The sequence below is a fragment of the Polaromonas sp. CT11-55 genome (assembly GCF_047303325.1).
Taxonomy (GTDB): domain Bacteria; phylum Pseudomonadota; class Gammaproteobacteria; order Burkholderiales; family Burkholderiaceae_C; genus Polaromonas.
Genome location: NZ_JBKBEX010000019.1, coordinates 1 through 18604, shown reverse-complemented (window position 1 = coordinate 18604; position 18604 = coordinate 1). Strand labels below are relative to the sequence as shown.

Annotated in this window: 18 protein-coding genes; 10 read left to right on the top strand and 8 right to left on the bottom strand. The window is 65.7% G+C overall.

Annotated elements, in window-relative coordinates; all coding sequences use genetic code 11:
* Positions 1 to 2: 2 nt before the first annotated feature.
* Genes ACEN8I_RS16720 through ACEN8I_RS16710 form a run of 3 tightly spaced genes read right to left on the bottom strand, consistent with a single transcriptional unit; the run spans position 3 to position 3067 of the window.
* Positions 3 to 398: a DUF934 domain-containing protein gene (locus ACEN8I_RS16720; protein WP_413329649.1), complete on the bottom strand. Its 396-nt coding sequence runs from the start codon at positions 396 to 398 to the stop codon at positions 3 to 5.
* 11 nt (positions 399 to 409) lie between these two features.
* Positions 410 to 2221, bottom strand: a complete 1812-nt coding sequence (locus ACEN8I_RS16715; protein WP_413329648.1) for a nitrite/sulfite reductase — start codon at positions 2219 to 2221, stop codon at positions 410 to 412.
* 54 nt (positions 2222 to 2275) lie between these two features.
* On the bottom strand, positions 2276 to 3067 hold the full coding sequence (locus ACEN8I_RS16710; protein ID WP_074574603.1) for a sulfite exporter TauE/SafE family protein: 792 nt from the start codon (positions 3065 to 3067) through the stop codon (positions 2276 to 2278).
* 224 nt (positions 3068 to 3291) lie between these two features.
* Here ACEN8I_RS16710 and ACEN8I_RS16705 point away from each other — a divergent pair, with 224 nt between their 5' ends.
* Both ACEN8I_RS16705 and ACEN8I_RS16700 read left to right on the top strand, forming a co-directional pair.
* On the top strand, positions 3292 to 4545 hold the full coding sequence (locus tag ACEN8I_RS16705) for an ABC transporter substrate-binding protein (RefSeq protein WP_413329646.1): 1254 nt from the start codon (positions 3292 to 3294) through the stop codon (positions 4543 to 4545).
* A 139-nt stretch (positions 4546 to 4684) separates the two neighbouring features.
* Positions 4685 to 5470, top strand: coding sequence for a response regulator transcription factor (locus ACEN8I_RS16700; RefSeq protein WP_413329645.1), 786 nt, complete (start codon positions 4685 to 4687; stop codon positions 5468 to 5470).
* Positions 5471 to 5473: 3 nt separating this feature from the next.
* Here ACEN8I_RS16700 and mnmC read toward each other — a convergent pair whose 3' ends face one another.
* Positions 5474 to 7366 carry an FAD-dependent 5-carboxymethylaminomethyl-2-thiouridine(34) oxidoreductase MnmC gene (mnmC, locus tag ACEN8I_RS16695; RefSeq protein WP_413329644.1) on the bottom strand — a complete coding sequence of 631 codons (1893 nt, stop codon included), beginning with the start codon at positions 7364 to 7366 and terminating at the stop codon, positions 5474 to 5476.
* Between the two features lie 9 nt (positions 7367 to 7375).
* The gene (locus ACEN8I_RS16690) at positions 7376 to 7648 is read right to left on the bottom strand and encodes an oxidative damage protection protein (RefSeq protein ID WP_074574597.1); all 273 of its coding nucleotides are present in this window, start codon (positions 7646 to 7648) and stop codon (positions 7376 to 7378) included.
* Between the two features lie 178 nt (positions 7649 to 7826).
* Here ACEN8I_RS16690 and ACEN8I_RS16685 point away from each other — a divergent pair, with 178 nt between their 5' ends.
* The 8 genes from ACEN8I_RS16685 (at position 7827) to ACEN8I_RS16650 (ending at position 15124) form a co-directional block, all read left to right on the top strand.
* Positions 7827 to 8876, top strand: a complete 1050-nt coding sequence (locus ACEN8I_RS16685) for a sulfate ABC transporter substrate-binding protein (protein ID WP_413329643.1) — start codon at positions 7827 to 7829, stop codon at positions 8874 to 8876.
* A gap of 146 nt (positions 8877 to 9022) precedes the next feature.
* Complete coding sequence (gene ssuE / locus ACEN8I_RS16680; RefSeq protein WP_413329642.1) at positions 9023 to 9622, top strand: NADPH-dependent FMN reductase; 600 nt, start codon at positions 9023 to 9025, stop codon at positions 9620 to 9622.
* A 146-nt stretch (positions 9623 to 9768) separates the two neighbouring features.
* Positions 9769 to 10797, top strand: a complete 1029-nt coding sequence (locus ACEN8I_RS16675) for a sulfonate ABC transporter substrate-binding protein (RefSeq protein ID WP_413329640.1) — start codon at positions 9769 to 9771, stop codon at positions 10795 to 10797.
* 20 nt (positions 10798 to 10817) lie between these two features.
* Positions 10818 to 11831: a sulfonate ABC transporter substrate-binding protein gene (locus tag ACEN8I_RS16670; RefSeq protein ID WP_413329639.1), complete on the top strand. Its 1014-nt coding sequence runs from the start codon at positions 10818 to 10820 to the stop codon at positions 11829 to 11831.
* Positions 11832 to 11866: 35 nt separating this feature from the next.
* On the top strand, positions 11867 to 13030 hold the full coding sequence (gene ssuD, locus ACEN8I_RS16665) for an FMNH2-dependent alkanesulfonate monooxygenase (RefSeq protein WP_413329638.1): 1164 nt from the start codon (positions 11867 to 11869) through the stop codon (positions 13028 to 13030).
* A 15-nt stretch (positions 13031 to 13045) separates the two neighbouring features.
* A complete protein-coding gene (ssuC, locus tag ACEN8I_RS16660; protein ID WP_413329637.1) occupies positions 13046 to 13942 on the top strand; it encodes an aliphatic sulfonate ABC transporter permease SsuC in 897 nt (298 codons plus the stop codon).
* Positions 13943 to 13960: 18 nt separating this feature from the next.
* Positions 13961 to 14860 carry an ATP-binding cassette domain-containing protein gene (locus tag ACEN8I_RS16655; RefSeq protein ID WP_413329636.1) on the top strand — a complete coding sequence of 300 codons (900 nt, stop codon included), beginning with the start codon at positions 13961 to 13963 and terminating at the stop codon, positions 14858 to 14860.
* A gap of 48 nt (positions 14861 to 14908) precedes the next feature.
* A complete protein-coding gene (locus ACEN8I_RS16650; RefSeq protein WP_007869745.1) occupies positions 14909 to 15124 on the top strand; it encodes a TOBE domain-containing protein in 216 nt (71 codons plus the stop codon).
* Positions 15125 to 15349: 225 nt separating this feature from the next.
* Here the strand turns inward: ACEN8I_RS16650 and ACEN8I_RS16645 are convergent, their stop codons facing one another.
* The 3 genes from ACEN8I_RS16645 to ACEN8I_RS16635 are packed head-to-tail and all read right to left on the bottom strand — an operon-like array spanning position 15350 to position 18600.
* Positions 15350 to 16366, bottom strand: a complete 1017-nt coding sequence (locus tag ACEN8I_RS16645; RefSeq protein ID WP_413329635.1) for a Bug family tripartite tricarboxylate transporter substrate binding protein — start codon at positions 16364 to 16366, stop codon at positions 15350 to 15352.
* A 41-nt stretch (positions 16367 to 16407) separates the two neighbouring features.
* Positions 16408 to 17616, bottom strand: a complete 1209-nt coding sequence (locus ACEN8I_RS16640) for a CaiB/BaiF CoA transferase family protein (protein WP_413329634.1) — start codon at positions 17614 to 17616, stop codon at positions 16408 to 16410.
* Between the two features lie 54 nt (positions 17617 to 17670).
* Positions 17671 to 18600 carry a hydroxymethylglutaryl-CoA lyase gene (locus tag ACEN8I_RS16635; protein ID WP_413329714.1) on the bottom strand — a complete coding sequence of 310 codons (930 nt, stop codon included), beginning with the start codon at positions 18598 to 18600 and terminating at the stop codon, positions 17671 to 17673.
* Positions 18601 to 18604 lie beyond the last annotated feature (4 nt).

The window sequence follows — 18604 nt, the reverse complement described above, 5'->3', positions numbered from 1 at the left end:
GTTCAGGCGGCAGCCGCTTCCTTGAAGTGGGGGGCAATGTGCACTGCGTCGCCCTGGTAGCGGCCCGCGCTGTAGCCGGGGTAGCTGGCCAGCACGCGCTCGGCGACGGCTATGTCCTGGTCGGCGCGCAGCACTGCGGTGTCAAAGCCGCTGCGCTCCATCTGCGCCAGCTGGTCCACCAGCACGTCGCCGGTGGCGCGAATCTCGCCCTTAAATTCACGGCGGCGGCGCAGCAAAAAGGCCTGGCTGTAGGCGCGGCCGTCGGTGAATTTCGGGAAGTGCAGGTCTATGCGCACAACGCCGGCCAGCGAGACCTCGAAAGGATCGGCGTCGTTCGCGATGGCCAGGACACCGGCTTGTTCGGTGCCGCTGTGTTCGTTGAAAGGCAGCAGTTTCATCGTCATTCCTTTCAGTGCGCGACGGTGTTGGGGGCAAAGCGTGCGGCCTTGGCGGCGGCCTTGTAGGGCTCCATGCCGACGCGGCGCAGGGTCGCGATAAAGGTTTCACCGTCTTCGCGCAACTGGCGGTAGGTGTCGAGCACCGCTTCAATGACCTCGGGGACTTCGGCGCCCGTGAACGAAGGGCCCACCACCTTGCCGGGCACCGAGGCGCCGCTCAGCGCGGAGCCGTCGGAGCCGCCCAGCGAGACCTGGTACCACTCCAGGCCATCCTTGTCCACACCCAGGATGCCGATATGGCCGCTGTGGTGGTGGCCGCAGGAATTGATGCAGCCGCTGATGTGCAGGTCGATCTCGCCCAGGTCGTGTAGCTCGTCCATGTCCTGGTAGCGCTCGGTGATGGCTTCGGCGATGGGGATGGAGCGTGCATTGGCCAGCGAGCAGAAATCGCCGCCGGGGCAGGCGATCATGTCGGTCAGCAGGCGGACGTTGGGCTTGGCGAAACCGGCCTTGCGGGCGGCGCGCCAGAGCTCGGGCAGCTCGTCGCAGCGCACCCAGGGCAGCAGCAGGTTCTGGTCGTGCGTGACGCGCACCTCGCCGGCGCTGAACTGGTCGGCCAGGTCGGCGGCGATGTCGAGCTGGTCGGCCGTTGCGTCGCCCGGGGCCTGGCCCAGGCGCTTGAAGGACAAGGTCACGGCGCGCAGGTCGGGGTTCTGGTGCGGGGCCACGTTGCGCTGCAGCCAGCGGCCGAACTCGATGTCGTCCTCGGCGGCGGCGCGCAGGATGTTGGCGATCTTCACGTCGGCGCTCTTGCGGTCGCAATTGAGCGTGGGCGGCACGAAGGAGGCGGTCACACGGTCCAGTTCTTCCTGGGTGATGGTGTGCGGCGCGCCGTCGTGCTCGAGGATCTGCTTGTACTCGGCCTCGACCTCGTCGATATAGCGCTGGCCTTCGGCCTTCACCAGGATCTTGATGCGCGCCTTGTAGATGTTGTCGCGGCGGCCGTAACGGTTGTACACGCGTATCACGGCTTCCAGGTAATTCATGATCTGGTTCCAGGGCAGGAACTCGCGTATCACCGTGCCTATGACAGGCGTGCGGCCCATGCCGCCGCCCACCAGCACCTTGAAGCCCAGCTCGCCTTCGGCATTGCGCACCAGGTGCAGGCCCACGTCGTGCCAGGCCGTGGCGGCGCGGTCTTCGCGGGCGCCGCTGATGGCGATCTTGAACTTGCGCGGCAGGAATGCGAACTCGGGGTGCAGCGTGCTCCACTGTCGCAGGATCTCGCCGAAGGGGCGCGGGTCGGCGATTTCGTCGACGGCGATGCCGGCGCGCTCATCGCTGGTGATGTTGCGTATGCAGTTGCCGCTGGTCTGGATGCCGTGCATGTTGACGCTGGCCAGCAGGTCCATCACGTCGGCCGATTTGTCCAGCGGGATCCAGTTGTACTGCACGTTCTGGCGCGTCGTGAAGTGGGCATAGCCGGTCGTCAGCTTGGAGCTGACCGACAGGCCGCTCTTGAGGTTGACGGGGCCCAGCTTGTCCTGTTTGGCCTGGGCGTCGTTGAACAGCGCCGCATTCGGCTGGTCGTATTCGCGGGCGATCTTGGCCAGCACGCGCACCTGCGCGCTCGACAGCTCGCCGTAGGGCACGGCCACGCGCAGCATGGGCGCATAGCGCTGCACGTACCAGCCGTTTTGCAGGCGCAGCGGGCGGAATTCGTCTTCCGGCAGTTTGCCGGCCTGCCAGCGGCTCAGCTGGTCGCGGTACTGGTTGGCGCGGGCCTGGACGAACTCGCGGTCAAATTCTGTGTATTGGTACATGGCTGTCGGGATTCAAACGTGGGATTTTTATAAGGAAAACGGGCCTGGCGCCGCTCAGATCGAGATCAGTTTCACGCCGGCATAGGCGAGGAGCACCGAGAGCAGCGAGCGGATCACGCGGTCCGGCGTCTTGTGCACCAGGTGCGAGCCCAGCCAGATGCCGGGCAGGGAGCCGGCCAGCAGCTTGATCAGCAGCGACCAGTCGACCGAACCGATGGAGGCGTGGCCCAGGCCCGCGACCAGGGTCAGCGGCACGGCATGGGCGATGTCGGCCGCCACGATGCGCGGCAGCGGCAGGGTGGGGTAGAGCAGCATCAGCACGATCACGCCGATGGCGCCCGCACCCACCGAAGTCAGGGTGACCAGCGTGCCTATGACCGCGCCGAACAGCAGCGGCAGCGACCAGTGGCGCGCGCGCGTGGCCTGGACGATGGCTTCGGGGGCGATGCTGGTGGGGGCGGCTTTTCCGCGCAGCACCTTGTAGAAGGTGGCACCGGCCGTCAGCAGCAGCGCCAGGCCCAGGGTGGTCGTCATGATGGCCTGGGTGGCCGGATTGGCGGGGCCCAGGCGCTGCAACATATACAGCGTGGCCAGCGAGGCCGGGATGCTGCCGGCGGCCGTCTGGCCGACGATTTTCCAGTCGACCGCGCGGGCGCGCGCCAGGCTCACGGTGCCGCCCATCTTGGTGAAGGCGGCGAACAGCAGGTCGGTGCCTATGGCCAGGTGCGGTTTGATGCCGAAAAAGAAGATCAGCAGCGGCGTCATCAGCGAGCCGCCGCCCACGCCGGTCAGGCCCACCACCAAACCCACGGCAAAGCCGGCAAATACAAAGGCAAATTCATGCATGCCGGAAAATGTAAGTGTGCAGCTTATAAAAACAAACTACACATTTGTTCTGCCGTTATCTGGATAAGCTTATTCGCCAGCAAATATGCGGATTTCAGGGTGATTTCAGTCGCTGTGTGCTTAAAGAAAATCCACAATCGCGCATCCGGGCATCCCGCATCCACAATGCGCTGGTACAGTCCCTGCTTTTCCCGGCCAGCTACCCCCTCGCGTGCGCCGGCTCGATGGAACGAATCGCTCACCTTTTGGAGAAAACCGTGAAATTTGCAAAATCCGCCCTGCTGGGCGGTTTGTTTCTGGCATCGGCGGCCGGCTTGGCGCTGGCGCAGGGCGGCTCAAAAACACCCGTGAAGATCGGCGAAATCAACAGCTATTCGACCATCCCCCAGTTCACCCAGCCCTACCGCCAGGGCTGGCAGCTTGCCGTGGAAGAAATCAACGTCACCGGCGGCCTGCTGGGCCGCAAGGTTGAGGTCATCGCCCGCGACGACGCCGGCAAGCCCGAAGAAGCCCTGCGCCACGCGATCGAGCTGACTTCCAAGGAAAAGGTCGACGTGTTGGCCGGCGGTTTCCTGTCCAATGTCGGGCTGGCACTGGCCGACCATGCCCAGAAGAACAAAAAGGTGTTTATCGCCAGCGAGCCTCTGACCGACGCGCTGATCTGGGACAAGGGCAACCGCTACACCTTCCGGCTGCGGCCCGGTACTTATATGCAGGCCGCCATGCTGGTCGAGGAGGCCGCCAAACTGCCGGCCAAGCGCTGGGCCGTGATCGCGCCCAACTATGAATACGGCACCAGTGCCGTGGCGGCTTTCAAGGAACTGCTCAAGGCCAGGCGCCCCGACGTGGAGTTCGTCGGCGAGCAGTGGCCCGCGCTCGGCAAGCTAGACGCCGGCACCACGCTGCAGGCCACCATGCAGAGCAAGCCCGATGCCATCTTCAATGTGACATTCGGCGCCGACCTGGCCAAGCTGGTGCGCGAGGGCAACCAGCGCGGCATTTTTCCCAGGATACCCGTGGTGTCGCTGCTGTCGGGCGAGCCCGAGTACCTGGATGTGCTCAAGGACGAAACGCCCAAGGGCTGGATCGTGACCGGCTACCCCTGGGACCAGATCGACTCGCGCGAGCACGCCAGCTTCGCCGCCAACTACTACCGCCGCTTCAACGAATACCCCAAGGTCGGCTCGGTCGTGGGTTATTCCACCATGCAGGCGATTTTTGCCGCCATCAAAAAGGCCAATTCCACCGACAGCGAGAAGTTGGTCGTGGCGCTGCGTGGCCTGAAGTTCTCCACCCCCTTCGGCCCGGCCGAGTTCCGCGCCATCGACCACCAGTCCACCATGGGCGCCTATGTGGGCAAGCTGGACCTGCGCGGCAACAAGGGCACCATGGTGCAATGGCGCTATGCCGACGGCAAGGCCTATCTGCCGCCGGACGACTATGTCAAGGCCCGCCGACCGTCTGCGGCCATGAAGTGACCTTTTGGCAACGAGCGCGCCAATTTCATGAGAATCATGAAAAAGAGCCTGCCGAATCCCCGCATAATCGGCCCACATGACGAATACGGGTGGTGAGGCTGTCAAGCGGATATTTGTAAAAGTGTTCGGGTTTGATGACGTGGAACGTCACGCCCTGAACACGGTGTTTCGCCTGTCCGAAACCCGGCCCACGGCCTACGCGCTGTGGACCGCGGCCGCGCCTGAAGAAGCCGAACTGGCCCTGATAGACGGCGACAGCTGGGAAGCCGCGATCGAGCTGGCCAATCCCGCCCATGACGATCTCAAACTGGTCTGGATAGGCGACAACGCGCCGTCCCGGGCGCGACTGGCGATCAAGCGCCCGCTGCAATGGGCGGCCGTGATTGAAGGCATGGACGCCTTGCTGGAGGCCGAGCACCCCCAGGCCGCCGGCAAGCCGGCGGAAGCCGAACTTGACCTGGACCTGCTGTCCGAGTCAGGCGCGGTGCTGGACCTGGACCTCGACTTTGATTCCGAAGCCCCCACCGCGCCCTCGCCGCTGGAAGAACCCGCTGCCCAAGCCGAGCAGGCCCAGGTGCTGGTGGTGGACGCCGACCGCGATGCGCGCCTCTACCTGCGCGCCCGCCTGGCCATGGCCGGCCGGCTGGTCGTGGACGAAGCCGCCAGCGGCAGCGAAGCGCTCAAGCTCATGGACACACGGCTTTACAAACTCGTGATCCTTGACATGGACCTGCCTGACATCGATGGCTGGGAGATGGTCAAACGCGTGGAAGCCTCGCGCCCACACATCGAATTCCTGATCCTGACCGGCAGCAAGCTGACCCCGCTGGACGCGGTGCGCGGCTGGTTTGCCGGCGCACGCGGCAGCCTGCGCAAACCCCTGCATCCCGGAAAGCTCAAGTACCTGCTGCGCAGCCTGAGCTGAGCTTCAGGCGGCTGGTGCGCGTTGCGGCGCCAGCGCATCGGCCAGGCGCTGCTCCAGCGGCAGGGGCTCGGCGTGCAGCCGGGCCGCCAGCAACTCCCCACACAGCGCGGCAAAACTCAGCCCGCGCGAGCCCATTCCGCTGCAAACCCACAAGCCGTCCGCCAGCGGCCCCAGCATGGGCAGGCGGCTGGGTGTCGCGCAGCGCACGCCGGCCCAGCTTTGAACATGCCCGGCCTCAAACTGCGCGGCCAGCGCACGCGCCGTTTCGGGCAGCAGGGTTTGCAGCCGGCTGAAGTTGTGGTGGTCGTCCTCGGGGCGTATTTCGGCCTTGGGGTTGTCGCGTTCAAAGCTCGAACCCATGACCCAGGCCAGGCCACTGGCCTCGCCGGCCAGGGGCACGGCGGGCGCCAGGCTGCCGTGGCCGTTCACCGGAAAAGCGGGCAGGGCGCCGGCCGTGCCGGGCTCATGTCGGCCCCAGCTGACCTGGCCGCGTATGGCTTGCAGCGCGAGTTCACCGGTGTTAGCCGCCTCGGCGCCGGCCGCCAGCGCGCGGCTTGCATACCCAGCCGCCAGCACCACGAGTTCGACGCGCGCCAGCTCCCGGCCCTGCGCATCCCAAACCAGCCACTGGCCGGAGGCATGGCTCAGCCGGCCCACCACCGATCGGCCGTACGACACCACACCTGGCGCAGCCAGCCAGGCCTCGACCAGGGCGGCGGGCCGTATCCAGCCGGCGCGCGCATGCCACAGCGCGGGCGCATCCGGCGGCAGGCCGCATTGCGCGAGCTGAGCGGTCTCGGCCGGGCGGCTCCAGTCGCCGGCTGCCTCGGCCCAGTCCGCCCGCCAGGCCTCGGGCCGTTTGCGCGGGTGCTCCACCGCGTGCTCCAGCACGCCGGTGCGGCCCCAGTCGCCGGCTTGCAGCAAGGCTTCGGCCTGCTGCAGCGTGGCGCGAATGCCATGGCGTGACAGGCGCGAGAGCGGGTTGTCGTCGGGAGAGACATGCGGTGCCAGCAAGCCCGCCGGCAGGCCGGAGGCCCCGGCGGCCGGCTCTTCGGCCGCGTCGAGCACCGTGACTTGCCAGCCGCGGCGCGCCAGGCTGGCCGCCACGGCCGCGCCGGCCAGGCCCGCGCCTATCACCACGCAGCTACCCGGGGCGCGGCGCGCCGGTGGCGGCTGCGCTTTTTTGGGTTCCCAGGCCGGATTGAACTCACCCTGCAGGTTGTCGCGCTTGGGCGGTATGCCCGGCACTTTTTTCACGACAAAGCCGCATTGCGCGAGCCCGTCGCGCACGCTGCGCGCGATGGTCCAAGTGGCCACCCGTGTGCCGCGCCGGCAACAGCGCGCCACGGCCTTGAAGGTGTGCACATCCCAGATGTCGGGGTTGCGCTGCGGGCTGAAGCCGTCCAGGTAGACCGAATCGGCTTCGAATGATTGTTCGCGCAGCATGGCTTTGGCATCGCCTATGCACAGCGTCAGCAAGACCTGGCCGCCCTCAAACACCAGGCGGTGAAAGCCCGGCAGCAGCCCCCAGAGCTGGGCCTGCAGCTGTTCGGCCAAGGGAATCAGTTCAGCATGGGTTTGGGCGCTGCGCAGCACGTCGGCCGCGCTGGCCGGGAAGGCCTCGGTCGAGACGAAATGCAGAAGGTGGGGGCGGTCCGGGTCGGCCTTCCAGGCGGCCCAGGTCACGAGGAAGTTCAGGCCCAGGCCGAAACCGGTTTCCAGCACCGTCCATTGCGGTTGGCCGGCCCAGGCTGCGGGCAGGCCGCAGCCCTTGAGAAAGACTTCTTTGGCCTGGTCCAGCCCGCCCAGTTCGCTGCGGTAGCGGTCGCCGAAACGCGGGCTGAAGGGGCTGCCGCCGGCCGTGCCGTCGTCCAGCCACTCAATGCGCTCGGGCATGCCGCCGTATCAGGGGGTGGGCGGTACGTAGCCTTGCACCGCGTCGGCGCCTTCACCGAAGAAGTGTTTCTCCATCTGGCGCGCCAGGTACTGGCGGGCGCGGGCGTCAGCCAGGTTCAGGCGGTTTTCATTGACCAGCATGGTCTGCTGCTTCATCCAGTCGGCCCAGGCCTCCTTGCTGACCTCTTCCCAGATGCGTTTGCCCAGGGCGCCGGGGTAGGGGGGGAAGTCCAGGCCTTCGGCTTCTTTACCGAGCTTGATGCATTTGACGAGGCGTGCCATGGCGAGGGTTCTTTCGTGTATCGGGGGGATCTAAAAGGGTGATCCAAGGGCCCAAAAGGGCGTCCAAGGATAAATACAGAATAAAGAACTGAGTTTTTATTCGTTCCGGTTTTCTAAGGCTGCTTCCAGAATCCATTTTGTCTGCATTTACACGCATTTTCTGGAAAAGAGAGCAACCATGACTTCACGCCGCAACTTTATCAATGTTTCCACCCGCACGGCCGCCGCCCTGGGTTTGGGTTTGACGCTGGCAGGGTCACTGCTGACGGCCCAGGCCCAGCAGCCGCCCAAGCCGCCTGTCACGCTGCTCAATGTGTCTTACGACCCTACGCGCGAGCTTTACGTCGAGTACAACGCCGCCTTCATCAAATACTGGAAGGCCAAGACCGGCCAGGACGTGACCATCAAGCAGTCGCACGGCGGTTCGGGCAAGCAGGCGCGCTCCATCATTGACGGCCTGGACGCCGACGTCGCCACCCTGGCCCTGGCCGGCGACACCGACGCGCTGGTCAAAAACGGCGGCTGGCTGTCCGCCGACTGGCAAAAGAAGCTGCCGCACAACTCCTCGCCCTATACCTCCACCATCGTGCTGGCCGTGCGCCAGGGCAATCCCAAGGGCATCAAGGACTGGGACGACCTGATCAAGCCCGGCATCAATGTGATCACGCCCAACCCCAAGACCTCGGGCGGCGCCCGCTGGAACTACCTGGCGGCCTGGGAATTCGCCAAGCGCAAATACGGCAGCGACGCCAAGGCCAAGGAGTTTGTCGCCAAGCTCTACGGCAATGTCTCGGTGCTGGACACCGGCGCCCGCGGCTCCACCATCACTTTCGCCCAGCGTGCTCAGGGCGACGTGCTGATCGCCTGGGAAAACGAGGCCTACCTGCTGGAAAAGGAATTCGGCGCCAAGTTCGACGTGGTCGTGCCCTCGCTCAGCATCCTGGCCGAGCCCGCCGTCGCCGTGGTCGACAAGAACGTGGACAAAAAGGGCACGCGCGCCGTGGCTGAGGAATACCTGAAGTACCTGTACTCGGAAGAAGGCCAGGACATCGCCGGCAAGAACTTCTACCGCCCGGCCGTTTCGCAAAAAGCCATTGCCAAGTACGCCAAGCAGTTCCCCAAGCTGAACCTGTTCACCATCGACCAGGCGTTCGGCGGCTGGACCAAGGCTGACAAGGAGCACTTCGCCGACGGCGGCTCCTTCGACCAGATCTATACAAGAAAGTAAGTACCCCCCCGAAGCGGCCTCCGGCCGCCTCCCCCAAGGGGGGCGCCCGCTGCGGCCCGGCTGAGCCGGTTCCGCGCCGGCACTGAAATTGAAGAGCTGTCACACCACGCTTGGCCACACAGGCACACCAGGGAAAACTTTAAATAATGTCCGCGCAACAATCCGTACTGCTGATCGCCGGCAGCCCCTCCGAGCAGTCGCGCTCCTCGGCGCTGCTCGACTCGGTCAGCCACAGGCTGGCCCTGCGCGGCGGCTTGGTGGTGGACCGCCTCAATATCCGCGAGCTGCCGGCCCAGGCGCTGCTGCTGGCCGAATGGGGCCACCCGGCCATCGTCAAGGCCATAGCGCAGATCGCCAGGGCGCGCGCTGTCGTGGTGGCCACGCCGGTCTACAAGGCGGCCTACAGCGGGCTGCTCAAGGTGCTGCTCGATTTGCTGCCGCAGACCGCGCTGAAAGAAAAAACCGTGCTGCCGCTGGCCACGGGCGGCAGCCCGCACCACATGCTGGCGCTCGACTACGCGCTGCGCCCGGTGCTGCAGGCGCTGGCTGCGCGCCATATCCTGCCCGGTGTTTACGCCACCGATTCCCAGGTTCCGCAGTCGGCCGACAAGCGCTACGAGGTCGGCCCCGACATCGCCGTGCGCCTCGACGACGCGGTGCTGTCCCTGTTGGCGGAAAGCTTTCGCCAGCCGGCCACGGCCGGCTTTGAGCCGGTGCACTTTTCCCGGGTGCGATGTAGCGTTTGAACTCCTCACCGGGGCGCGCGGGCTGATCGTTCAGCCGCCGCCCTGAACCCCCGGCGCCAATTTTGAAACCGCCAGGCAGGCGGCCGGGCGGAGCTTTGCCTCTCGCCGGCAGCGCACCCGGAAAAGACCACTGAAAAGGACATCCCATGAGCACCCCCTCCGCCGGCACACCCGGCACTTCCCAACAGCCCTCCAGGGCGCGCACCTGGCTCGACTTCAGCCTGGGCCTGCTGCTGGCCGCCGCGATCGCGGGCGTCATCACCTTGCTGAGCCTGCCCGTGGCCCATGCGCAAGGAAACGCCGAAAAGGTCGAGCTGCGCATCGGCTACCAGAAAGCCGCCAGCCTGTTTGTGCTGCAAAAAGCCCAGGGCACGCTTGAAAAGCGTTTGCAGCCCTTGAACGCCACGGTCAAATGGGTGGAATTCCCGGCCGGCCCGCAATTGCTTGAAGGCCTGAACCTGGGCTCGGTGGACGTGGGTTATGTGGGCGAAGCGCCGCCTATCTTTGCGCAGGCCGCCGGTGCCAAATTCGCCTACATAGGCTACGACCCGGCCGCACCCGAAGCCGAAGCCATCCTGGTACCCAGGGATTCCGCCATCAAATCCGTGGCCGAACTTAAAGGCAAGAAAGTCGCCCTCAACAAGGGCAGCAATGTGCACTACCTGCTGGTCAAGCTGCTTGAGAAAAACCAGCTCAAGCTCAGCGACATCCAGCCCGTCTACCTGCCGCCGGCCGATGCGCGCGCCGCCTTCGAAAGCAAGAGCGTGGACGCCTGGGTGATCTGGGACCCGTTTACCGCCGCCGCTGAAAAAGCCATAGGCGCGCGCGTGCTGGCCGACGGCAAGGGCGTGGTCAACAACTACCAGTACTACCTGGCCGAGCGCGGTTTCGTCGCCAAAAATCCCAAGGTCATCCAGGCCCTGTTTGACGATTCGGTGGAGCGGGGCGCCTGGCTCAAGGCCAACCTCAAAAAGGCCGCCGAGCTGATCGCGCCGCTGCAAGGCCTGCCGGTCAACGTGGTCGAGACCAGCCTCAAGCGCTATGAGTTCAAGGTCCAGCCCGTGCCGGCCAGCGTGATCGCCGACCAGCAAAAACTGGCCGACACCTTCTTCGAGCTCAAGCTGATTCCCAAGGCCATCAATGTCAGTGATGCCGCCTACAAACCCGCCCCGTGATCGGTTGCAAGGACCTCACCATGAACACCCTCACACCGCTACAACTGCGACGACGCTTCCTGCAGATCTTCGCCACCACTGCCTCGCTGTGGGGGCTGGGGCTTCAAGGCGCCAAGGCCCAGCCGGCCGCCGCCAAGGCTGAAAAAGCGCCGGGGCAACTGCGCATCGGCTACCAGAAGTCCGCCGTCAACCTGGTCATCCTCAAGCAGAAAAGCGTGCTCGAAAAACGCTTCCCGAACACCAAAATCACCTGGGCCGAGTTCCCGGCCGGGCCGCAGCTGCTGGAAGCGCTGTCGGTCGGCAGCCTGGAGTTCGGCCTGACCGGCGATTCACCGCCCGTGTTCGCCCAGGCCGCCGGCAAGGAGCTGGTCTACGTCGGCGTCGAGCCGCCCAAGCCCGACAGTTCGGCCGTATTGGTGCTGGGCGACTCGCCGATACGCAACCTGGCCGGCCTCAAGGGCAAAAAAATCGCGCTGCAAAAAGGCTCCAGCGCCCACTACCTGCTGGTGCGCGCGGTCGACAAGGCCGGCCTCAAGTGGGACGACATCCAGCCCATCTACCTGGCTCCGGCCGACGCGCGCGCCGCCTTCGAGCGCAAAAGTGTGGATGCCTGGGCCATCTGGGACCCGTTCTACGCCGCGATAGAACTCGCCATCAAGCCGCGCGTGCTGGCCACGGGGCGTGAGCTGTCGAGCAACAACTCCTTTTACCTGGCCTCGCGCCCCTTTGCCACCCAGCATGGGCAGACCCTGGCGGCGCTGTTTGAGGAACTGAGCCGCGCCGATGTGCTGGTGCAAAGCAATCGTGCGGAGGCCATCAAGCTGGTGTCCGAGTTCAGCGGGCTGGACGCCGGCGTGGTGAGCCTGTTTATCCAGCGCCGTCCCGTGTCGCCTGTCGGCCCGCTCAATGCCGCTGCTATCGCAGACCAGCAGCGTGTGGCCGATGCCTTTCTTCGCCTGGGCCTGATACCCAAGCCGGTCAAGGTGGCGGACATCGTATGGCGGCCTGAAGCCACGCAGGTCGCGCGCAAATAACTTCCACATTAGACGCAAGACACAAGGAGTTTTCCATGCAGGTTTTCTGGTTCATTCCCACCCACGGCGACAGCCGCTACCTGGGCACGGGCGAAGGCGCGCGCGAGGTCAACCATGACTATTTGAAGCAGGTCGCCACGGCCGCCGACACGCTGGGCTACGAAGGTGTGCTGATTCCTACCGGCCGCTCCTGCGAAGACCCCTGGGTGGTGGCCGCCAGCCTGCTGCCCGTCACCAAAAACCTCAAGTTCCTGGTGGCGGTTCGCCCCGGCCTGCACCAGCCCAGCCTGGCCGCGCGCATGGCCGCCACCTTTGACCGGCTCTCGGGCGGGCGCCTCCTGATCAACCTGGTCACCGGCGGCGACCAGGCCGAACTCGAAGGCGACGGCGTCTACCTGGACCACACGCAGCGCTACGAGCAGTCGGCCGAATTCATACGCATCTGGCGCGAGATCCTCGCGCGCAGCCACGCTGGTGAAAGTTTTGATTTCCAGGGCCAGCACCTGAGCGTCAAAGGCGCCAAGCTGCTGTATCCGCCCGTGCAAAAACCGCATCCGCCCGTGTATTTCGGCGGCTCCTCGGCGCCGGCCCATGCGTTGGCCGCCGAGCAGGTCGACACCTACCTGACCTGGGGCGAGCCGCCCGCCGAGGTCTCCAAAAAAGTCGCCGACGTGCGGGCCCGCGCCGAGAGGCTGGGCCGCAAGGTCAAGTTCGGCATACGCCTGCACGTCATCGTGCGCGAGACCGAGGACGAAGCCTGGCGCGCCGCCGAAAGCCTGATCAGCCGGCTCGACGACGACACCGTGGGCCGCGCCCAGGCAGCGTTTTCGCGCATGGATTCCGAAGGCCAGCGCCGCATGGCTGCCTTGCATGCGGGCGGCGGCAAGCGAACAAGGGCCGAGCTCGAAATCAGTCCCAACCTCTGGGCCGGTGTGGGCCTGGTGCGCGGCGGCGCCGGCACGGCCCTGGTGGGCGATCCCCAAACCGTGGCCGCGCGCATAGAGGAATACGCGGCCCTGGGCCTGGACACCTTTGTGCTCTCGGGTTACCCGCACCTCGAGGAGGCCTACCGCTTTGCCGAGCTGGTCTTCCCGCTGCTGCCGCGCAGGCTGCGTCAGAAGCTGCCCGGCCAGGTGCTCAACGGCCCCTTCGGCGAGGTCGTGGCCAATGACTACCTGCCGCGCGTCTCGCAAAGCTGAACCCGAAGCACAGCCATGACAGACTCTGTTCGTGAACTCCAGGTGACCCCGGTGCCCGACACTGTGGACGCGCCCAGCCTGGGCTTTTTGCCGCTGGGCTCGGGCGTCGCATTGCCGCGCATCCCCTTCGCCGCCATCCTGCGCGACCTGGGCCAGCGCATGCTGCCCTGGGTGGTGCCTATGGGCTTGATCGCGCTCTGGCAGATTGCCTCCTCGCTGGGCTGGCTGTCCACCCGCGTGCTGCCGGCGCCGTCGGAAGTCATCAAGGCCACCTGGACGCTCTCGGCCTCGGGCGAGTTGTGGATCCATGTGAAGGTCAGCGCGGGCAGGGCGCTCGCGGGCCTGGCCGTGGGCGGCGGGTTGGGCCTGGCCTTTGGCTTGCTGACCGGCTCGGTCAAATTTTTCGAAACCCTGCTCGACTCGACCATACAGATGGTGCGCAACATCCCCGCGCTGGCCCTGATCCCGCTGGTGATCCTGTGGTTCGGCATCGACGAAACGGCCAAGCTGTTTTTGATCGCGGTGTCGGTGTTCTTCCCGATTTACATCAACACCTTCCACGGCATACGCAATGTGGATCCGGGCCTCATTGAGATGGGCCGCACCTATGGCCTCACGCGCTGGCAGCTGTACCGCGAAGTCATCCTGCCCGGCGCGCTGTCGTCCATTCTTGTCGGCCTGCGATTTTCGCTGGGCCTGATGTGGGTGATTTTGATCGTGGCCGAAACCATTTCGGCGCAGGCTGGCATTGGCTACCTGACCATGAACGCCCGCGAATTTTTGCAGACCGACATCGTGCTGGTTGGCATCCTGCTGTATGCCTTGCTGGGCAAGCTGGCCGATGTGTTCGCGCGCGGGCTGGAGCGCTACTGGCTGCGCTGGCACCCCGGTTACCAGAGTGCGGCGGCCTGAATGGCACGAGGAAACACCATGCTGCATCCCCATATCTCTTTTGAATCTTCCCAGGCCTATCTGGCGGCGGAACTCGGGCGCGATGCCGAACCTGACACGCTGCCGCAGCAAGCGCCGCCTGTATCGCAGGAGCGCGGCGTGCGCCTGGAAATACGCGGGCTCTCGAAACGTTATGGCAAACGCCAGGTGCTGCAGCACACCGAGCTTGTGATTGAGCCCGGCGAGTTTGTCGCCATCGTGGGCCGCAGCGGCTGCGGCAAATCCACCCTGTTGCGCCTGGTGGCCGGGCTGGAGGCTGCCACGCAAGGCAGCATACGCCTGGACGGCCAGGACGTGAGCGGCCTGCGCGAAGACACCCGCATCATGTTCCAGGATTCACGCCTGCTGCCCTGGCGCCGCGTGATCGACAACGTGGCCCTGGGCTTGCCGCCCGGCGGCCATGCGGCCGCGGCCGACGTGCTGGCCCAGGTGGGCCTGGCCGACCGCCAGCCCGACTGGCCGGCGCGCCTGTCGGGCGGCCAGCGCCAGCGCGTCTCGCTGGCCCGGGCCCTGGTGCATAACCCGCGCCTCTTGCTGCTCGATGAACCGCTGGGCGCGCTGGACGCGCTGACCCGCATCGAAATGCACCAGCTCATCGAAGGCCTGTGGCAGCGCAACGGCTTTACCGCCTTGCTGGTCACGCACGACGTGCAGGAGGCCGTGGCGCTGGCCGACCGCGTGATCCTGATCGAGGACGGCCGCATCGCGCTCGACGAGCGCGTGCGCATCAGCCGGCCGCGCGAACGCAGCGACCCGCTGTTCGGGCAGATCGAGAAAAAGATCCTGGACCGCGTGCTGCAGCAGCCCGGCGAGGCAATCTCGCCCAGTGAGCCGCGATGGCCCAACACGCCGGTGCACGGCGTGCGCTGGGCGGTCTAGCCTTACTTATTCAACGATTCTTTAACCCAGTTCCAGGAGAACCTCTTTATGTCCATCCAAGCCATCAATGTCCGCAACCAGTTCCGCGGCAAGGTCAAGGAAATCATCCGCGGCGACGTGGTGTCCGAAATCGACGTCGAAACGCCCTGGGGCATAGTGACCTCGGTGATCACCACGCGATCCGTCGATCAGCTCGAGCTCGCGGTCGGCAGCGAGGTCGTGGCCCTCGTCAAGTCCACCGAGGTTTCGATAGCAAAGCTGTAGCAGTCAGCTTCAGGAGCTGCTCACAGAACCGGCGAGGCGGCGCTAGCCACGCACGTCGCCGGGATTTCTCTTTAATCTGTGTAAATCTGCGTAATCTGCGGATAAGAATTTCATCCACAGATTTCGCAGATTTCCGCAGATTGAAAACGAGGCTTTTATGAGCATGGCCACAGGCCTTGGCACGGCAATGCTGCGCAATAAAATCAGGACGGTTTTTCTGCGGATTTATTGCAGCTCGACACCTGCTTTTTTGACGAGTCGCGCGTACTTCATCATCTCGCTGCGGAAGAACTGTGCGGCCGCTTCGGGCGTGCCGGGGTTGATGGTGTTGCCCTGTTTGGCCATGGCCTCCTTGACCTCGGGCGTTGCGTAGGCGGCGGCCACGGCAGCCTGGATGCGCCTGGCTTCGGCGATCGGTAATTTGGCCGGGCCGACCACGGCAAACCAGCCTTCGATGTTGTAGTTGGGCAGGCCTTGTTCGGCAATCGTCGGAATCTCGGGCGCGGCCGCCACGCGCGCTGCGCTGCCTACGCCTATGGCGCGCAGCGCGCCGCTCTTGAGGTGGGCCTGCACGGCCGGCAGCGCCAGCACGCCCAGCTCGACCTGGCCGCCTATCAAGTCAGTCACCATGGGCCCTACGCCCTTGTAGGGGATGTGCTTGACCTTGACCTGGGCTTCGTCCATGAACATCTCCGCCGCCAGGTGCAATATGGTGCCGTTGCCCGATGAGGCGTAGTTGTAGGCCTCGGGTTTGGCCTTGAGCAGGGCCACCAGCTCCTTCACATTGGTCGCCGCCACCTTGGCCGGGTTGACCACCAGCACAAAAGGCGTGCTGCCCAGCACGCAGATCGGCGTGATGTCATTGATCGGGTCGAAAGGCAGCGTTTTGTAGACGCTGGGGTAGACCACGTGGTTGTTGGACACCACACCCAGTGTCATGCCGTCGGGCGCTGCTTTGACCAGCGCCGATGTGCCGACAATGCCGCCCGCGCCGGGCTGGTTTTCAATCACCACCGGGTGGCCCAGCGTCTTGCCCAGGGCCGCGGTGGCGGCGCGGACGATGGTGTCCACGCCTGAGCCCGCGCCCACCGGCAGGATAAAGCGCACCGCGCGTTCCGTTGTTTGCGCCAGCAGGCGGCGCGGCGCCCAGGCCAGGCCGCCTAGCAGCAGGGCGCCCAGGCCTTGCAGCGTGTGGCGGCGGTCAAGTTGAAGAGCGATGGGATTTTTTGTTGTGCTGCGCATGTCTTGTCTCCTTTGTCGTGATTCGTGGGGTGGTCAGGCCGTCATGACACCGCTTCCTCGCGGTGCAAGCGGGCTATGTCGGCCTCGCCATAACCGAGGCCGGCCAGCAGTTCGCGTGTGTGCTCACCCAGCCTGGGCGGGTTCATGCGCACCTTGAGGCGCTCGCCGTCCATGGTCAGCGGCAGCAGCGTGGTCTTGGCGGTCTGGCCGGCGCGTTCGCCGTCGGGCAGTGTGATGTCGGCCAGCCCTCCGGTGGCCAGCAGGTGTTCGTCGTCGTAGAGCTCCTCGGGCTTGCGTATGGGCGCAAAAGGCAGGCCGGCCGCCTCAAACAGCGCTACCAGCTCACTGGCACTGCGCAGCGCCAGGCGTTCGCGCAGCAGCGGCAGCAGGGTGGGGCGCGCGGTGACGCGCTGGTTGTTGCCGGCGTAACGCGCGTCGGCCTTGAGGTCGGCAAAACCCAGCGCGTCGCAAAACACGGCCCACTGCGCGTCGCTGACGGCCGCCAGGAAGATCTGCTCGCCGTCCTTGACGCTGAACACGTCGTACACCCCCCAGGCCGAGATGCGGTCCGGCATGGGCGCGGCCGGCTGGCCGGTGATGGCGTACTGCAGCATGTGCTGGCCGACCAGGAAGACGTTGTTCTCGAACAGGGCCGACTGCACCTCCATGCCCTTGCCGCTGATGCCGCGCTGTATCAGTGCGCCCAGCACGCCGATGGCGCCGAACATACCTCCCATGATGTCGTTGACGCTGCTGCCGGCGCGCAGCGGGTCGCCGGGCCGGCCCGTCATATAGGCCAGGCCGCCCATCATCTGCACGACTTCGTCCAGCGCCGTGCGGTGGTCGTAGGGGCCGGGCAGAAAACCTTTGTGGCTGGCGTAAATCAGGCGCGGGTTGGCGGCGCTCAGCGCGGGGTAGTCGAGGCCGTACTTGGCCATGGTGCCGGGCTTGAAGTTCTCGGCCACCACGTCGGCGCTGGCGCACAGCTTGCGCGCCACCTCGGCGCCGGCCGGATCACGCAGGTCTATGCCTATGCTTTTTTTGTTGCGGTTGAAGAGCGGGAAAAAGCCCGAACCCGCGCCCAGCAGGTGGCGCGTGCGGTCGCCGTCTATGGGCTCGACCTTGATGACCTCGGCGCCCATATCGGCCAGCAGCATGCCGCAGGTCGGGCCCATGACCATGTGGGTGAACTCCACGACGCGCAGGCCGGCCAGCGGCTGGGGTGGGGTGGAAGAAGCAGTGTTTTGCATGCAGGTGTAGTGAAAGAAAAAAAGCGGCGCCGGCAAAGCCTGCCAGCGAAGAGTTTAGGCCGTTGCGGCGGCGGGCCGCATGGTTTTGGGCAGGCCCGCGCGCCACAGCGAGCCATGCAGGCTTTCGCCTTCGAGCCAGCCGGCCACCTGGCCGCGCAAGGCCATAAGTTTGTCGAAATCAATACCGGTTTGTATGCCCATGCTCGCGAACATATACGCCAGGTCTTCGCTGGCCACATTGCCGCTGGCGCCGGGCGCATGCGGGCAGCCGCCTATGCCGGCCAGGCAGGCGTCAAAGCGCGTCATGCCGGTCTGCAGCGCGGCATAGACATTGGCCATGCCCATACCGCGCGTGTCGTGGAAATGGCCGCAGGCCAGCTTGTCGCCCACCAGGGCAAAAGCCGCCTCGAACAGGCTGTGCACCATGGCCGGGTCGGCATAACCCACGGTGTCGGCCAGGCTCACGCGGTCGGCGCCGGCGTCCAGCACGGCCTGCAAGAGGCGCAGCACCTCGGCCGGCTCCACCCGGCCCTGCAGCGTGCAGCCAAAAGCCGTGCTCATGCCGACCTCCAGCACCATGCGCGAACCCGAAGCGTCGCGCGCCGCGCGTATGCGGCCGATTTCTTCCACGACCTCATCAGGCGTCTTGCGCAAATTCGCGAGGCTGTGGGCATGGCTGGCCGACAGCGGCAGCAGCATCAGGTCGGCGCCCGATTCAATCGCGCGCTCCGCGCCCTTGAGGTTGGGCACCAGCACCGAGGTGACCAGGCCCGGCAGGGTCTTGGCATAGGCCACCAGCTCGGCCGTGTCGGCCAGCTGCGGCAGCAGGCGCGCCGGCACAAAAGAGCCGACCTCGATCTCGCGCTGGCCCGCCGCATGGGCCTGGCGCAGCCATTCAAGCTTGTGGGCGGTCGGCATCACGGCGGCAATGCTTTGCAGGCCGTCGCGCAGGCCGACCTCGCGGATGATGGCTTGGGCGGGCAGGGCG

What these genes read in the sequence shown, in the direction of transcription:
- ACEN8I_RS16720 (WP_413329649.1), bottom strand. Translation starts at nt 398, where the DNA reads ATGAAACTGCTGCCTTTCAACGAACACAGCGGCACCGAACAAGCCGGT.
- ACEN8I_RS16715 (WP_413329648.1), bottom strand. Translation starts at nt 2,221, where the DNA reads ATGTACCAATACACAGAATTTGACCGCGAGTTCGTCCAGGCCCGCGCC.
- ACEN8I_RS16710 (WP_074574603.1), bottom strand. Translation starts at nt 3,067, where the DNA reads ATGCATGAATTTGCCTTTGTATTTGCCGGCTTTGCCGTGGGTTTGGTG.
- ACEN8I_RS16705 (WP_413329646.1), top strand. Translation starts at nt 3,292, where the DNA reads ATGGAACGAATCGCTCACCTTTTGGAGAAAACCGTGAAATTTGCAAAA.
- mnmC (WP_413329644.1), bottom strand. Translation starts at nt 7,366, where the DNA reads ATGCCCGAGCGCATTGAGTGGCTGGACGACGGCACGGCCGGCGGCAGC.
- ACEN8I_RS16690 (WP_074574597.1), bottom strand. Translation starts at nt 7,648, where the DNA reads ATGGCACGCCTCGTCAAATGCATCAAGCTCGGTAAAGAAGCCGAAGGC.
- ACEN8I_RS16685 (WP_413329643.1), top strand. Translation starts at nt 7,827, where the DNA reads ATGACTTCACGCCGCAACTTTATCAATGTTTCCACCCGCACGGCCGCC.
- ssuE (WP_413329642.1), top strand. Translation starts at nt 9,023, where the DNA reads ATGTCCGCGCAACAATCCGTACTGCTGATCGCCGGCAGCCCCTCCGAG.
- ACEN8I_RS16675 (WP_413329640.1), top strand. Translation starts at nt 9,769, where the DNA reads ATGAGCACCCCCTCCGCCGGCACACCCGGCACTTCCCAACAGCCCTCC.
- ACEN8I_RS16670 (WP_413329639.1), top strand. Translation starts at nt 10,818, where the DNA reads ATGAACACCCTCACACCGCTACAACTGCGACGACGCTTCCTGCAGATC.
- ssuD (WP_413329638.1), top strand. Translation starts at nt 11,867, where the DNA reads ATGCAGGTTTTCTGGTTCATTCCCACCCACGGCGACAGCCGCTACCTG.
- ssuC (WP_413329637.1), top strand. Translation starts at nt 13,046, where the DNA reads ATGACAGACTCTGTTCGTGAACTCCAGGTGACCCCGGTGCCCGACACT.
- ACEN8I_RS16655 (WP_413329636.1), top strand. Translation starts at nt 13,961, where the DNA reads ATGCTGCATCCCCATATCTCTTTTGAATCTTCCCAGGCCTATCTGGCG.
- ACEN8I_RS16650 (WP_007869745.1), top strand. Translation starts at nt 14,909, where the DNA reads ATGTCCATCCAAGCCATCAATGTCCGCAACCAGTTCCGCGGCAAGGTC.
- ACEN8I_RS16645 (WP_413329635.1), bottom strand. Translation starts at nt 16,366, where the DNA reads ATGCGCAGCACAACAAAAAATCCCATCGCTCTTCAACTTGACCGCCGC.
- ACEN8I_RS16640 (WP_413329634.1), bottom strand. Translation starts at nt 17,616, where the DNA reads ATGCAAAACACTGCTTCTTCCACCCCACCCCAGCCGCTGGCCGGCCTG.